Origin of the sequence: Kitasatospora sp. NPDC058406 (assembly GCF_042722765.1) — a bacterium.
Lineage (GTDB): Bacteria > Actinomycetota > Actinomycetes > Streptomycetales > Streptomycetaceae > Kitasatospora.
Genome location: NZ_JBHXKE010000247.1, coordinates 1 through 12,946 on the forward strand (window position 1 = coordinate 1; position 12,946 = coordinate 12,946).

The 12,946-nt window shown below is 75.0% G+C and carries 9 protein-coding genes and 1 pseudogene; 6 read left to right on the forward strand and 4 right to left on the reverse strand.

What is annotated here, in order from left to right; genetic code table 11:
- Positions 1–1,828 (reverse strand): annotated as a pseudogene (locus ACFWOG_RS33650) (hypothetical protein); the annotation flags it as partial.
- Positions 1,829–2,029: 201 nt separating this feature from the next.
- Here ACFWOG_RS33650 and ACFWOG_RS33655 point away from each other — a divergent pair.
- Positions 2,030–3,829 carry a hypothetical protein gene (locus ACFWOG_RS33655; protein ID WP_329877346.1) on the forward strand — a complete coding sequence of 600 codons (1,800 nt, stop codon included), beginning with the start codon at positions 2,030–2,032 and terminating at the stop codon, positions 3,827–3,829.
- Between the two features lie 51 nt (positions 3,830–3,880).
- On the opposite strand, the gene ACFWOG_RS33660 is transcribed toward ACFWOG_RS33655, so the two are convergent.
- Positions 3,881–4,036, reverse strand: a complete 156-nt coding sequence (locus tag ACFWOG_RS33660) for a hypothetical protein (protein WP_380362998.1) — start codon at positions 4,034–4,036, stop codon at positions 3,881–3,883.
- Between the two features lie 221 nt (positions 4,037–4,257).
- Between ACFWOG_RS33660 and ACFWOG_RS33665 the strand changes: the two genes are divergently transcribed.
- On the forward strand, positions 4,258–4,839 hold the full coding sequence (locus tag ACFWOG_RS33665; RefSeq protein WP_329947962.1) for a helix-turn-helix domain-containing protein: 582 nt from the start codon (positions 4,258–4,260) through the stop codon (positions 4,837–4,839).
- A gap of 237 nt (positions 4,840–5,076) precedes the next feature.
- Positions 5,077–5,583, forward strand: coding sequence for a hypothetical protein (locus ACFWOG_RS33670; protein ID WP_329877340.1), 507 nt, complete (start codon positions 5,077–5,079; stop codon positions 5,581–5,583).
- 181 nt (positions 5,584–5,764) lie between these two features.
- Here ACFWOG_RS33670 and ACFWOG_RS33675 read toward each other — a convergent pair whose 3' ends face one another.
- Positions 5,765–7,129 carry an FAD-dependent oxidoreductase gene (locus ACFWOG_RS33675; RefSeq protein ID WP_380363002.1) on the reverse strand — a complete coding sequence of 455 codons (1,365 nt, stop codon included), beginning with the start codon at positions 7,127–7,129 and terminating at the stop codon, positions 5,765–5,767.
- Positions 7,130–7,531: 402 nt separating this feature from the next.
- Between ACFWOG_RS33675 and ACFWOG_RS33680 the strand changes: the two genes are divergently transcribed.
- Together ACFWOG_RS33680 and ACFWOG_RS33685 are read left to right on the forward strand one after the other, a co-directional pair.
- Complete coding sequence (locus ACFWOG_RS33680) at positions 7,532–8,632, forward strand: YncE family protein (RefSeq protein ID WP_380363004.1); 1,101 nt, start codon at positions 7,532–7,534, stop codon at positions 8,630–8,632.
- Positions 8,633–10,001: 1,369 nt separating this feature from the next.
- Positions 10,002–11,540: an AMP-binding protein gene (locus tag ACFWOG_RS33685; protein WP_380363007.1), complete on the forward strand. Its 1,539-nt coding sequence runs from the start codon at positions 10,002–10,004 to the stop codon at positions 11,538–11,540.
- A 53-nt stretch (positions 11,541–11,593) separates the two neighbouring features.
- On the opposite strand, the gene ACFWOG_RS33690 is transcribed toward ACFWOG_RS33685, so the two are convergent.
- A complete protein-coding gene (locus ACFWOG_RS33690) occupies positions 11,594–11,932 on the reverse strand; it encodes a nuclear transport factor 2 family protein (protein ID WP_380363009.1) in 339 nt (112 codons plus the stop codon).
- A gap of 413 nt (positions 11,933–12,345) precedes the next feature.
- Between ACFWOG_RS33690 and ACFWOG_RS33695 the strand changes: the two genes are divergently transcribed.
- Positions 12,346–12,822, forward strand: coding sequence for a hypothetical protein (locus tag ACFWOG_RS33695; RefSeq protein WP_329879555.1), 477 nt, complete (start codon positions 12,346–12,348; stop codon positions 12,820–12,822).
- The last annotated feature ends 124 nt before the right edge of the window (positions 12,823–12,946 follow it).

Below are 12,946 nucleotides of genomic sequence, written 5' to 3' on the forward strand. Positions count from 1 at the left end.
TGCCCGTCCGGGGCGTCGCCGGTCCGGCCGGCGGCGCCCCGCCGACGGAGGCCCCCTCGGGGGAGGCCCCGCCGGACCGGGGCGCCGGGAGCGCCTCCACCGGCAGCGAGTCGGCCAGGTCGAGCGCGGCGCCGGCCCGGTCCCGGTCCTCGGCCCGGTCCCGTCCGGTGACCAGCAGGTGGGCGGCCTCGCGCAACGCGGCCTCGGCCAGCGCCACCGGGTAGCCGGGTGCGGCCGGGTCGTCCGCGGCGGCCCGCTGCCACAGCTCGCGGGCCGCCACCGGGTCGGTGGCGAGCCGCTCACGGGCCAGCCGGTCGCGCAGCAGCGCCAGCCGGTCCAGCAGGTCGGCCGCGCGCAGGGGCTCCCAGCGTTCGAGCGCACCGGCCGGGTCGCCGGTCCGGGCCAGGGCCAGGCCGTGGTGGAAGGCGGCGATCTGTCCCCAGCGGGAGTCCGTCCCGGACTCGGCGCGCAGCAGCGGTTCCGCCTCCGCCGTCCGTCCGGCCGCGAGCAGCGCCGCGCCGAGCCTGACCCGCGCGGGGCGCCAGCCGGGCGTGAGGGCGAGCGCCGCCTGGTAGTCGACGGCGGCCTCGGCCGGGTGCCCGGCGCGTTCGTGCACCAGGGCGAGTCCGAGCCGGGCGGGGGCGAACGAGGGCCGGGCGGCCAGCGCGGCGGCGAACTGTTCCTGGGCGCGGTCGTCGGCGCCGAGCAGCAGGGCGAGCCGCCCGAGCGCGTACCGGGGGCGCGGGTCCGCGGGGGCCTCGGTGGCGGCGGCGTTGAGGTCGGCCCAGGCCGCCCCGGTGTCGCCCAGGCGCTGCTGGGCGAGGCCGCGGAAGAGCAGGATCTCGGCCCGCAGGGCGGTGCCGCGGGACCACGGGGAGGTCTCGCCCGGACCGCGTCGCAGCGCCTCGTCGAGGGCGGCCACGGCCGGGGTGTCCTGGTGCAGGGCGTAGAGCTGGGTGCCCCAGCGGAACCAGAGTTCGCCGCTGCCACCGGGGGCGGCGGCGGCGAGCAGCGGTTCGGTCTCGGCCGCCCGGTCGGCCAGTGCGCGCAGCAGCGCGGCACGGGCCAGCACCGGCCACTCCCGGTTCGGGAGGGCGGCCATCGCCTGGGCGGTCGCGGTCTCCCGCCACTCGGGTGTGCCCTCCCGGCAGAGACGTTGCAGCCAGTCCAGGGCCAGGGCGGCCGTCGCGGCGTCGGCGCCCGCCTCGGCCGTCAGGTCGAGCGCCCGCCCGGTGTCCGGAACGGCGCCGGGCACGCCGGTCCGCACGCCGCCCTGCACACCGTTCTGCGTGACGCCCCGGCCGGTGACCGGTCCGGCGACCGGCTCGGTGACCGGCTCGCTCCCGTCGGCGGTCCCGTCTGCGGTCCCGCGCACGGCCGCCCCGGCCGCCGCCGGTTCCATCGCCCGGAGGAAGGCGAGCAGCGGCCCGAGTTCACCGTCCGGGGCCTGCATCCGTTCCTCGGCCATCCGCCGCAGGCTCCACCGGGGGAGCTGCCGGGCCGGGTCGGACAGCAGGGGGAACGCCTCGCGGTGCAGCGCGGACGTGGCCGCGGCGTCCCCGGCCGCGGTGGCCGCCTCGGCCTGTCCGAGCAGGGCGAGGCCGCGCTGGGGCCGGAGCGCCTCGGGCGCCGCCGCCAGCCGCTTGGCCAGCCGGGCGTACCGGCGGCGGGCACGCTGCGGCTTGCCGGCCGCGAGCTGGGCGGCGGCCCGGCTGAGCGCCGTCGCCACCGATGCCGGGTCATGGGCCTGTCGGCGGCGGACGAGGACGGTGCCGCCCGCGCCTGCCAGTGCCGCCACGACCAGCAGCAGCACCACGAGCTGCGCCATGCACTGTCCCCCTGCAGTCCGGAATCCGCCCAGTTCATGATCAACATCCTTCTGTCGATCACGAGTTGACGGCTCTTCATGATGTTGCTCGGTGGCCATCAGGATAGGCCCTCTTCAGGGCGGACGAACAGAAAAGAGCACTATCCTGAGTTCCGCGAAAGACCGACGGCGAGTCGGTGCCGGTCGTCGGTCGGGGGTCGAGTGTCACAGTCGCGTTGGGTTCCCGGGCTCCGGTTCGGGCCGGAGTTCGACCCCGAGCAGTACGAACTCCTGGAGTTCCACCACCGGGGCGGCGAGGCCGAGGTCTGGCGGGCCGTCCGCACCGGCCACAGCGGCCTCAAGGAGCTGGTCGCCGCGAAGATCATGCTGGAGCGCGACCCCTCCGAGGTGCGTCGCTGGCTCGGACGCTGGGACGACGTCTCGCACAACGCCCACCGACTGGGCGTCAACGACCTGGTGGTGCCCAGCTTCCTGCTCGGCCCCTCTCCGCACCGGCCGGGCAGCCGGCCGACCGGCGGACTGCTCGGCTACCAGATCTCGCCCTGGGTCGAGGGCGTGCCGCTGCACACCTGGGCCCGCACCAACCGCGGCGGACTGCCCGCCGCGGCCGAGGTGCTGGCCCGGCTCTGCCTGATCGTCGACGAGTTGCACCGCAAGCGCTGGGTGCACCGGGACATCTCCCCCGCCAACGTTCTGGTCGACGGCGAGGGCCAGGTCAAGCTCATCGACCTCACCTTCCTCGCGCCGCTCGACCACGCACTCACCGTCGCGGTGTTCACCCCCGGGCACGTCCCGCCGGAGGCCGAGCGGGTCGGCGGGTTCCCGACCACCGCCAAGGACCTGTTCGCCGTCGGGACCCTGGCCCGGACCCTGCTGCTGCCCGAGCACGGACGGCTCGACCACCGGCTCGCCGCCGACCAGGCCCGGAGCGAGCTGCTGGCCGCCGGGTTCGGCGAGGACCTCGCCCAGTGGGCCTGTGAACCGCTCGCCCGCGAACCGGACCGCCGGCCCGCCCCGCTCGGTCCGTGGGCCGCGCGCGGACGCGAACTCCTGCGCGCCCACCGGACGATGCCGCGCACCTCCTGCCTGGCCGTCCTGCCGGACGCGGCCGGCCGGCCGCTGCTGGTCGCCGGCGGCGCCGACGGGGTGGTGTTCGCCGGCCCGGGCCTCGCCGGGCACCGGCCCCCGCCCGGCCCCGGGCCGCGCGCCGTCCGCACCCTGGTCTGCGGCTGGGCCGGGCCGCAGGCCGAACTCGTGGTGTTCGCCGAGGACCAGACCGGCACCCTCTGGGTCGGCAACGCGGCGGGCTGGTGGGAGGCCGCCCGCGGTGTCGGCGGGCTCGCCGGGGCGGTCAACTCGGCCGGCGAGCTGGCCGTGTGGACGGCCTCCGGCGGCACCCTGCGCTCGTACCGCTGGGCGCCCGGCCTCACCCTGACCGGCCAGGAGCTGGCCGGCTGCCCGGCCGACCGCGTCCTGGCCGCCATGGAGGAACGGCCGGGCGTCTGGCTGCTCCTCGTCGAACACCGGGAACGGCTGCTGCGCTGGCGGGTGGGGGCGGAGGAACGGCCCGAGCCGCTGGGCCGCCCCGGCCCGGTGCGGGCCGGCGCGCTCGCCCGCTCCTCGGCCGGCCCGCAGGCCGCCGCACTGCGCCGGGACGGCTCGGTCCAACTGCACGGCGCCGACCCGGCCGGGGCGGCGAGCGAGATCGGCGACGGCGAACCGGCGCTCGACGTCGCGATGGCCGGACACCGCGGCGGCCCGACCGTCGCCCTGGCCGGCGAGGGCGGCGTACGGCTGCGCCTGCCGGCCGTCGGCAGCTCCCGCCGCCCCCGCTGGTGGCGGCCGACGCTGCGCCCGGCCACCCAGGTCGCACTGGCCGTCGGCGACGACTGGCGGCTCTGCCTGGCCGCCGTGGTGGAGGGCGAACTCCATTGCTGGCACGAGGACTCCGGCTACCGCTGGCAGCCGGTCACGCTCCCCGGCCAGGGCGGGGAGGACTGAGCCCCCCACGAGGACCCGGCCCCGGGCGGCCCCGCCCGGTGCGCCCCGGAGCTACCGCCCGGTGCCGCCCGGGGAGCGACGGCGGACACGGCGGTCGCAGCGGATCCGAGCGTCCCGGCGGTCCCCCGTGCCACCGGTGCCCGGGACCGCGCGGGCGTCGGGGGCGTCGGGGGTGTCCGCGACGTCCCAGGCCGTGTCGTGCGTCATCAGGCTCCTCGATTCCTCGCGAGCGCGCCGTCCCGGCGCAGGGCCTACGGGAGGGCCCGAACGGGCACGACCCGACCGGGGACACATCCGGAGAGCCTCTCCGTTTCCCCCGGACCTACGATACGGAGAACCTCTCCGCTTGACCACCCACCCAGGGCCGGGACGCCGGCCCCGACCCCCGACCCGCCGACCGCCCGCCCCTTGGAGACCAGAACCCGCCGATGCCCACGACCCAGCGCACCGACGCCCGACGCAACCGCGAACGCCTCCTCGACGCCGCCCACGAGGCCTTCGCCGAGGCGGGCGCCGACGCCTCGCTCAACGACATCGCCCGGCGGGCCGGCGTCGGCCCGGGCACCCTCTACCGGCACTTCCCCACCCGGTCCGCACTGCTGGCCGCCGTGCTGCACGAACGCATCGAACGCCTCTGCGCCCACGCCGACCACCTGATCGAGACCCGGCCCGCCGACGAGGCCCTCGCCGAATGGCTCCGCGCCTTCATCGCCCACAACCTCGCCTACCACGGCCTCGCCAGCGCGCTCTTTCTCGAAGCCCCCGACACCCTCAACGCCAACTGCCACGAGGACATCAGGAACGCCGGAGCCGCCGTCCTCACCCACGCCCAGCGGTCCGGCACCGCCCGCCCCGACCTCTCGGCCCCCGAACTCCTCCTGCTCGCTCTCGGCATCGCCCTCACCACCGCCCGCCCCGCCTCGCGGCCCGCCCCGGCCGGAACCCCCACCCCCGACCGCCTCCTCGCCCTCCTCCTCGACACGGTCCACCCCCGGCCGCACACCCCCTGAACCGGCGACGCCGTCGACGCCCCCGACCCGCCCGGCCGCCACCCCGGCGATCCGGAGTACGGGGTTCACCTGCCGGTCCCGGGCCGGGAAAGCTATAGTCGGCAACGTAGTCGCGAACATGACAAAAGAGTGCCGCGCTCCCACCCGGCGCCGGCGCCCGTCCCGGCAGGCCGTAGATTCGCACTCCACCGCTCCACGCCCCGCTCCCCAGCCCGTTCCGCTCATCGGAGGTCACCCGTGGCCCGGCTGCATGTCCGTACCGGCATCAACCCCGACGACCCGGACGCGCCCGTGGTGGCGCTGCTCGTCGACCCGGAAGGCCCGCCCGGCGAGCAGGCCGTCGCGAAACTGGGCTGGTACGGGCACGAGGGGGACGGCGCGCTCTTCCTGCTCCCGACCGACGGGTGGGCGGAACACGCCCTCGACGGGGACCGGCTGGCCGTCGAGGTCGCCGTCTACCCGTTCACGCTGGAGCAGATCGGGGCCGACCCGGCGGACTTCCCGGCGCGCTCGCCGATCGTCCCGGAGGCGACGCTGGTGCTGCGCGCCGAGACGGCGGTGGACCCCGCGCTGTACGCGCGGGCCGCCGACACCGGAACCGCCGTCTTCACGGCCGCACCGGACCGCACCCTCGACGAGGTGCTCGCCGGCGACGACGCCTGGCCGGTCCTGCTCTCCCCGCCGCCGGCGCCGGACGCCGACGCTCCGGACGACCTGCCGGACCCGGACCACCTCCGGGGCTGACCGGGCGGCGCCGACCGGCCTCCCCCGCGCCGGCGCCCCGGCGCCCGTCGGGGCGGACGCGGCCCGAGGACCTGACGACCGGATCCGGAGGCCGGGGCCTGCGAACGGACCCGGCGAACGGATCGGGCCCGACGACCGGAACCGGTCGCCGGGCCCGCGGACCGGGGGCACGCCGTCCCGGCTACGCCCCGCTGCTGCGCAGCATGTCCTCCCGCTCCACGACCTTGACCCGCTCGCGCCCCTCCGCCGCACCGAGCGCGCGCTCGTGTGCGTCGAGCAGCTGCCAGCCCTCCCAGGTGGTGAAGCGGACGCCCCGCTCGCGCAGGTGCGCGAGGACCGCGTCGGGCTCGGGCTCGACGGCGCCGGGGAGGCGGCCCTCGGCCCGGTCGGCGAGCAGGCAGGCGACCGTCTCGTTGGCGTCGCCCTTGGTGTGTCCGATGAGGCCGACCGGGCCGCGCTTGATCCAGCCGGTGACGTACGTGGCGGCCTGGTGCGAGCCGTCGGCCGCGAGCACCCGGCCGGCCGCGTTCGGGACGGTGCCGGACACCGGGTCGAACGGCAGCTTGGGCAGCTCGTCCGAGTAGTAGCCGATCGCCCGGTAGATCGCCCGGACGTCCCAGTCGGTGTGCCGGCCGGTGCCGCGCACGTTGCCGGTGCCGTCGAGTTCGGTGCGCTCGGTGCGCAGCCCGATCACCTTGCCGTCGGCGCCGAGCACCTCCACCGGGGACTCGAAGAAGTGCAGGAAGATCCGGTGCGGGCGGTCGCCGACGTCGCGGATCGCCCAGTTCTCGATGGTCGAGGCGACCATGTCGACGTGCTTGGCGCCGCGCCGCTCGGCGATCGAGCCCTCGTCGTAGTCGATGTCCTCGGGGGCGACGATCACCTCGATGGTCGGCGAGTGGTCGAGCTCGCGCAGCTCCATCGGGCTGAACTTGGCCTGGGCGGGTCCGCGCCGGGCGAAGACGTGCACCTCCAGGGCCTTGTTGCGGCGCAGGCCCTCGTGGACGTTCGGCGGGATCTCGGTGGGGAGCAGCTCTTCCGCGGTCTTGGCGAGGATGCGGGCCACGTCCAGCGCGACGTTGCCCGCGCCGAGCACGGCGACCTTCTCGGCCTCCAGCGGCCAGGTGCGCGGCACGTCCGGGTGGCCGTCGTACCAGGAGACGAAGTCGGCCGCCCCGTAGGAGCCTTCGAGTCCGACACCGGGGATGTCGAGCGCCCGGTCCGCCATCGCGCCGGTGGAGAAGACCACCGCGTCGTAGAAGCGGTGCAGGTCGTCGAGCGTGACGTCGGCCGGGTAGTCGACGTTGCCGAAGACCCGGATCTGCGGCTTGCTCAGCACCTGGTGGAGCGCCGTGACGATCCCCTTGATCCGCGGGTGGTCGGGCGCCACGCCGTACCGGATCAGCCCGAAGGGCGCGGGCATCCGCTCGAAGAGGTCGACCGAGACCCCGGGCTGCTGGGCGGCGTCGGACTTGAGCAGGGCGTCAGCGGCGTAGATTCCGGCGGGGCCGGCGCCGACTATCGCGACTCGGATCGGACGGGACATGGCGGGGCGATCCTCCGAACGGGAACACGGACGGGCGGGCAGGAGGGCGAGGGCGACCCCACGACCAGCCAACACGGGTGGTACGTGCCGACAGTAGTCGGTGTGGATCTATGAGGTCATAGAGCTGACCTATGGCCGGTTCGGGAACTTCCCGGCGCCCCGGGCCCCGCCTCCGGACCGCGGCCCCGTCGGCCCCGGCCCCGGCCCCGACACCGACACCGGACCGACACCGGACCGACCGGGTGCGATCGGGCCATGCCCGCGTGGCCGGCCGGCCACGTCCCGCCCCCGTCCGCACGAGGGCCGGAAACCGCCCCCGGAACGCCCTCCCGGTGCCCTAGCCTGACCCTCGCACCACGACATGATGTCTAGACCACAGGGTGGGGAATCATGAATTCGCGCGTGTCAAAGGCCCGTTGGACGGGCTCGCTGGTGGCCTCGGCCGTCCTCCTGCTGACCGGCGCGGGCGCCGGGGCGGCCGTCGCCGACACCGTACCGGGTACGCCCGGCGGCCACGACGGTACCGCCATCGGGTGGCGGGCGCTGGGGCTGGCGGTCGGTCCGGAGGGGAACAGGGCCTACGTCGTGGCGTCCGACCGGGCCGGCAGCCGGACCCCGGTCGTCCTGCGGACGGTCGACACCCGGTCCGGCGCGGTGGTCGCCGAACTGCCGCTGGCGGACGACGGCACCGCCGGGCGGCCCGTGGTGAGCCAGGACGGCCGGCGCCTCTACGTCCTGGTGTCGGACCACCTGGTCGCCGTCGACCCGGCCGCCAACACCGTGGTGGCCCGCACTCCCGCACCGGACCAGCCCAGGCCGGCCGGCTGGTCGGCGGGCGGCCTGACCGACCTGGCGGTCAGCCCCGACGGATCCAAGGTCTACGTCGACCAGTACGGTCCGCAGCTCCACGGCCAGGGCGTGCGGCCGGGCCGGGTGCTGGTGTTCGGCACCCAGCAGGGCGCCTTCACCGCGACCGTGCCGCTGCGCGGCCACGCGGTCGACGCCATCGCCCTGCAGCCGGGCGGTGCCGGCGCCTACGTCTCCACCGACGCCGGTCTGGAACACCTCGACACCACCGCGCCCGTCCCGACCGTGCTGCGCACCGTCGAGAGGATCGGCGCCACCAAGGAGCTGGCCGCCTCCCCCGACGGCCTGCACGTGTACGCCCTGGGCGCCCAGGTCAACGCCGGGACCGGCTACGCGGTCGACACCGTCAACGACACGGCCCGGCCCGTCTTCACCTTCGCCGACGGACCGGTCGACCTCCACTACGTGGCGGTCGGCACGGACGGCGGCCGAATCCACGTGCTCAAGGACGGCTGGACCCCGCGCGCCTCGGTGCTCGCCTACGACACCGCGACCAACGCCGGCCTCCCCGGCGAGACGCTCACCGGCTTCGGCCTGGACGGGGTCTCCGCGACCGCCCTCGCCCCGGGCGGGCACACCCTCTACCTGGCCGGAATTCGCGGCGACTCCTCGTACCTGAAGACCGTCAGGTTCTGACGACCCGCCCCGCGGGGCGGTGGCGGTGGGGTGGGGGGGGGGGGCGAACCGGGGGGGGCGCCCCCCCCGCCGCGGGGGCCCGCCCCCCGCGGCGAGCCGTGTGAGGGAGGGCAGGGCCGTGAACTCGCGGACGAGGCCGGCGAGCAGTGTGGCGGTCAGATGCTCTTCCTCGGCGGCACCGAGATCACCGATGGAACCGGCGAAGTCGGCAACCGCGCGGCGGGCGGCACCCCGTACGAGTCCCTCCAGGCCGTGGTCGGCGAGCCAGGTGGATGACGGAGCGCCCAGCGGTCGCGGGAAGTCGCTCCGGCGGTCGTCGACCGAGGCGGAGACGATGTCGAGTAGCCGATCCTCCAGCGGCCGTGCGGACTTCATCGCGGCCTGCAGCCCGGCGGCACGTAGCTGGACGCCGAGGACCGGACTGCGGGCACAGCGGCTGACCGCCTGTCGGACGGTGGGGTGCTCGTCGGCGAGCGCGAGGGTGAATGCCACGTCAAGACTCCTCAACTGCCTCCCCCAGAGCAGGAGCCACTCCAGCGAGCGCGCCCACACCGCCGGGCGAGCCCGCCTGTCCACGCGCGTGCGCAGTCCGGACTCCGCCACCGGGTCCTGTTCGCCGGCCAGGAGCGCCAGATCGCACCACAGCCCGGCAAGCCGCTGGTCCACGTCGGAATCGATGCGCAGCGGCAGACGGGAGATCCACAGCGCATGGCCGCGATCGCCCTCGCGCTGCCGATACGCCCGGGTGAGCCCGACGGCGACCGCCGAAGGAACCGGCAGCGCGGCGGCGACCGCCGGGGTGGCCCGTACCGCCCACTGCACGACAAGCGGAGGGCTGTCAGACCGGGACCACGCCACCATCGGCCGGTGGGCGCACTCGGCCAGCAGGAGATTCTCCACCCAGGCCCGGTGTGAGCCGGCGAATGCGGCGAAGGCGTCCGGGTCGAGCCGAGTGAGCTCTTCGACGTCGGACGGCACGGCACTCAACGCCGCTCGGCAGCAGTCGAAGCACGTCGGCACGACAGAGTAATGATCGGGGCAGGACTCCACCCCGCGACTCTACGGCTCCCGCCCGGGGCACCGTGCGGATTCACGTACGGCTCGTCGAACGGTCGGTGAGGAATCCGCTCGACATCTCGCACGCCCTCGACCCCGGACCCTCCGGAGCTTCAGCAGAGGCAGACGGCTGCCGGTCCTCCCGGCGGGGGGGGCTACGAGGCGCGACGCCCGCTCCGCCGCAAGAGCCGGGCCGCCACCGCCGCAGATGTGTTTCGGCCCGCTGCCCGGTTCGGGCCCCCGACCCGGTGCTTCGTGCCCAGAATGGAGGGGCCCTGTCGATGCGGTTTCCGACGCATAGGAAGAAGTGCTCATGAGCGACACGGAGTTCATCAGCGCCCCCGCCCTGATTCTGCGGTCCCTGACCCGGGATCCCGATCGGACGGCCGTCGTCACCGCCGACGGCGCCGGGATCACCGCAGGCGAGTTCGCCGCCGCGACCTACCGCCTTGCGCACGAGCTGATCGCCCGCGGCGTCACCCCCGGCTCGACCGTCTCCCTGCTCACCGCCAACACCCCCGAGGCGCTCAGCGCCCGCTACGCCGCCGGGATCGCGGGCGCCCGGGTGGTCGGCCTGTACGACGGCATGAGCGCCCCCGTCCTCGCCCGGATCGTCGCCGGCGTCGACACCGCCGTCCTCCTCGTGGACGGCGAACGGCACGCGGACGCGGCGGAACTGCTCGCCGTGGCGGACGTGCCGACCGTCCTCACCCTGGGCCCGGGCCCGGATCCGAAGACGATCGGCGAGGACGTGATCGCTGCCTGCGCCCACCGCCCCGCGCGGCTCCCGGCCGTGCGGATCGGCCCGGACGACCACCTGGGTGTCCGCCATACCGGCGGCACCACCGGTATCCCGAAGGGCATCCTCAGCCTGCACGGTCCCTACCGCAGGATCTTCGACGTTCCGTTCGGCACGGCCGGTACGGCGCCGCGCTTCCTCGCGGCCACCGCCCTCGCCCACCTCGCCGGCGTGCTGAGCGACCTGACGCTCCACCACGGCGGCACGGTCGTCCTCCAACGCTCCTTCGACGCCGGCGAGGTGCTGGCCGCCGTCGAGCGCGAGCGCATCACCGACCTGTGGGTCCTGCCGCCGCTGCTCCACCGGCTGCTGGACCACCCGGCGATCACCACGACCGACCTTTCCAGCCTGGAACGACTGATGTACGGGGGATGCGTCGCCTCCCCGACGCGCATCCGCGAGGCGTTCGGGGTGTTCGGGCCGATCCTGACGAGCGGATACGGGATGTCGGAGGCGCAGAACATCGCCGTCCTCACCCCGGAGGACCACGACCGGCCCGGGCACGCCGGCCGGCTCCCCGTCGGCCGCCCGCTGCCGGGCGTCGAGGTGGTGATCCGCTCCGCGGGCGGTACCGAGGTGCCGACCGGCGAGCAGGGCGAGATCCACGTCCGCTCGCACTCCCTCATGGCGGGGTACTGGAAGCGGCCCGACCTCACCGCCGAGGTGATGCGCGACGGCTGGCTGAGGACCGGCGACATCGGCTGCCTCGACCAGGACGGGTTCCTCTACCTGACCGACCGCCTCACGGACAAGATCATCGTGACCGGCGGGCACGTCTACCCCTCCGAGGTCGAGGACCTGCTCCTCACCCACCCGGCCGTCGCCCGGTGCGCCGTCCTCGGCGTGCGCGACGCCCAGCAGACGGAGCACGTCCACGCCGTCGTCGTCGCCGTCCCGGGACGGCTCCCGGAACTCGACGACGTCCGCGCGTTCGTCACCGCCCACAAGGGGCGCATCTTCGCCCCCGAGGCCCTGCACCTGGTGCCGGAGATCCCGCTCACCTCGGCGGGCAAACCGGACCGCAGGCGCCTGCGCGAGGCCCTCGTGCACTGACCCCGGCCGGCCGCGCCCCCGGCCCCCGGCCACGCCCCCGGTCCCGGCCTCGTCTACGCCCTGCCCCCGAAGAAGACCTGCACCTCACGGATCAGGCCACCGCGCACCGTGATCGCCTCCACGTTGCGGTACCGGCCGCCGGCGCTGAGCTCGTACTCGTAGTGGACCAGGACCAGTTCCTCGTCGGCGGGCGTGACGTGCAGCAGTCGCTGCTCCCGGAAGCGGTCGGCGGTGGGGAAACACCGCTCGAAGAAGGCGGCCTTGTCGATGTGGTCGTCCTGCGGGCTGGTGAAGGTGAAGTCGTCGGCGTACAGGGGCAGCGCCGCGTCCCGGTCCTGCGACCGGTAGCAGCGGAAGGCCGCCTCGACGACACGTGCGGGGACGGTGCTCACAAGGACCTCCACGGTCGGTTGTGCCGGGTGCGGCGGTTGTGCCGGTTGTGCAGGGTGCAGCGGGCGCGGCGGGTGTGGCCTTCGTGCCGGGTGGGGCCGGGGGAAGGCCCGGGAAGACCCAGCAGACATACCCCGCCCGTCGCCCGGCACGACCGGAGGCCCGGAATGCGTGGGCGTCACGCGAAATTCACAGACCGGGGTCTACTCGCATAGACGGCGGTGGGTCATCCTGATGCCGCACCGTTTCGCACCCAGCTCCCCGTACGCCGAACTTCGCGCGTCCCGCTGCCCGGGCGGTCCCGCCGCCTGCCTGCCGGACCTCGCTCACCCGCCGGACCCCGGCCCGGTGCGGGTCCGGTCGGCGGCAGCCGGGGCCCGAGTCCGGCGTCCACCACCCTCACCGGGAGACGCAGATGAAACCACGCACCGCAGCCACCGTCGTAGCCCTGGCCCTCGCGGGCCTCGCCGTGTCGGCGCCCACGGCCGGCGCCAGCGGTACCAAGCTGTCGCAGTCGACGGCCGCCGGCCAGTTCAGGAACGCCGGCATCACCTGGAGCTCCAGCGGCGGATGTACCACCCGGTCCAACTCCACCTGCACCTCGTTCGAACAGATCAACTCGGGCACGGTGAGCACGATCATCACCCTCAAGCAGTCCAGCGGCTGCGCCATCAACATCACGGGCGGGACCGAGGTGGGCCACGCCTCCGGAACCTACAGCCACTACAACGGCTACAAGGTCGACATCTCCCGGAGCTCCTGCATCGACGGCTACATCCAGAACAGCTTCACCTACATCGGCCTCCGGGGCGACGGTTACCCGCAGTGGAAGGCTGCCTCGGGCAACCTGTACTGCAACGAGGGCAACCACTGGGACATCCTGGTCTACTGACCCCGGTACCCGCACCCGCGCCGGCCCCACCCCGAGCAGGCGCCCACTCACCCAAGGGCCCCACCACCCCGGGGGCCCCAACGGCCAGACATAGCGCCTCCACGGCCAACGCCCACACCGAATG